The sequence below is a fragment of the Arthrobacter sp. 2YAF22_2 genome (assembly GCF_052114645.1).
GTDB lineage: Bacteria > Actinomycetota > Actinomycetes > Actinomycetales > Micrococcaceae > Arthrobacter.
In genome coordinates this window covers 1-2,153 of sequence record NZ_JBFRFD010000569.1, presented here as the reverse complement: position 1 = coordinate 2,153, position 2,153 = coordinate 1, and the positions used below count along the sequence as shown (strand labels likewise).

3 protein-coding genes are annotated in these 2,153 nt (G+C 62.8%); all 3 read left to right on the top strand.

All coding sequences use genetic code 11. The annotated features are described in order from the left end of the window. Window positions 1-625: ABC transporter permease (locus AB4Y86_RS17390; RefSeq protein ID WP_441403415.1), on the top strand; the 625-nt coding region annotated here is incomplete at its 5' end. Further along, on the top strand, window positions 618-1,469 hold the full coding sequence (locus AB4Y86_RS17385; protein WP_441403414.1) for an ABC transporter permease: 852 nt from the start codon (window positions 618-620) through the stop codon (window positions 1,467-1,469). The genes AB4Y86_RS17390 and AB4Y86_RS17385, both read left to right, overlap by 8 nt. Before the next feature lie 35 nt (window positions 1,470-1,504). Then, the coding region (locus tag AB4Y86_RS17380) for an ABC transporter ATP-binding protein (RefSeq protein WP_441403413.1) at window positions 1,505-2,153 on the top strand (649 nt) is incomplete at its 3' end.

The window sequence follows — 2,153 nt, the reverse complement described above, 5'->3', positions numbered from 1 at the left end:
GGCAGTGGCGTCGGCAACGTTCTGGTCAGCCTTGGCGCAGACGATGGCGGCGGCGGTCAGCGGCTGGCTGATCGCCGTGGTGGCCGGGACCGTGCTCGGATTGCTGATCGGCTCTGTCCGCGTGCTGGACCGCTCGACGTCGATCCTGATCGACTTCGGGCGTTCTTTCCCCGTACTGGCACTGATGCCGGTGGTCATCATGCTCCTGGGCGCAACCGCACAGATGGAGACCGTCGTCGTCGCCCTGTCCTGCCTCTGGCCGGTATTGGTGCAGACAATTTACGGGGCCCGGCGGATGGAGGCGGCGGTGGTGGATACGGTGCAGATCTTCCAGATTCCGGCGTTCCTCCGGTTCCGCCGGGTGCTGCTCCCGAGTGCCACACCTTTTATTGCCACCGGGATCCGGATCGCCGCCTCGATCTCCATCCTTGTCGCCGTCGGAGTGGAGGTGCTGAGCCAGACGCCGGGTATCGGCCGGCAGATCACCCTTGCACAGCAAGCGCAGCGGTGGGATTCGGCCTTTGCTTACCTCTTCTTCGCCGGGTTGGTGGGCTGGGGCATCGCCAGCCTGCTGCATTTCGCTGAAGGCCGGATCCTCAAATGGAATAGGCAGACCAATGACTGATACCGCACTCCGCCCCGAATCAAAGACGGGGACCCCGGCCCGGCCCAGGCGGTCAAAGGTGGAGCGCGTGCGCAGCCGTCCCGCACAGCTGGCCTTGAACATATTGCAGCGCACGTGGTTGATCGTCGTCGTGTTTGCCGTTTGGTGGATTGCGACGGCAGACAGTACGAACGTCTTTATCCCTTCGCTCGAGTCGATCCTGACCAGCCTGTTCCGTGACCTCAGCAACGGCGTGATCGCCTCGGGAGCGGCCTACAGCCTGGGCAACCTGGCTGCCGGCCTCCTGATCGCGGTGGCTGTCGGGATCGTCGGGGGACTGATCCTCGGCGAGATGAAGCGGCTGCGGGAAATCGTGGATCCGGTGATTCACTTCTTCCGGTCGGTTCCGCAGGCGGCCCTGGTTCCCCTGATCATTGGTGCGTTCGGGATCGGACAGGGACCGAAGATCTATACGATCGCCTTCGCCTGCATGTGGCCGGTGCTGCTGAACACCATCGACGGTGTCCTGGGCGTGGAACCGACCATCCGGAAGTTCTCCAAGGTCTACCGCATCCCGCGGGGCCTGCATTTCCGCAAGGTGGTGCTCCCGGCGGCGCTGCCGCAGATCGTGGCCGGCGTTCGCGTGGCGCTTCCGATTGGAATCACGGTGATGGTGGTGAGCGAACTTTTCGCCGCCAACAAGGGCTTGGGTTTCTACATCCTCAATTCCTCCGCGACCTTCATGGTGCCGGAGACGTGGGCCGGGGCGCTGCTCGTCGGCGTCATCGGATATATCCTCTCCCTCCTGTTCATCGTCCTTGAACGCAGGATCCTGGGCTGGTACTTCAAGTCAGGCGCAAAATGACACTTCCGATCCAACAGAAATACGAAGGAGCCCCCATGGCCATTCAGGCAGCACTCGAGGAGGAGCAGGTGGCAACGACGCCGCTGCTCCAGGTCCAAGGGCTGACGATGAGTTACGGCGTCGGTGACTCCGAGAACAAGATCCTGAGTGATCTGAATCTTGAGGTGAACGACGGCGAATTCGTCTCCATCGTCGGTCCGTCCGGTGTTGGCAAGACCACCCTGCTGCGGTGCCTCTCGGGCCTCATCCAACCCCGGAGCGGCACCGTGAGCGTGGGCGGGGAAACTATCAACGGCCCCCACCGGGACCTGGCCGTAGTCTTCCAGGACTACAGCCGCTCACTGATGCCCTGGATGACCACGCTGGAGAATGTGGCCTTTCCGTTGCAGGGTCGCGGGGTGGGCAAGAAAGAGCGGAACGAAACCGCCGAGAAGAACCTTGCGGCGGTGGGCCTTGCCGGCCAGGGCCACAAGTATCCGTGGGAAATGTCAGGCGGCATGCAGCAGCGCGTGGCAATTGCCCGGGCCTTGGCCTACAACGCCAAGGTCCTGCTGATGGACGAACCGTTCGCGTCCGTGGACGCTCAGACCAGGTTTGACCTTGAGGACCTCGTGATCGATCTCCAGGCGTCTTTGGGAGTCACCATCATCCTGGTCACACACGACATCGACGAAGCGTTGTACC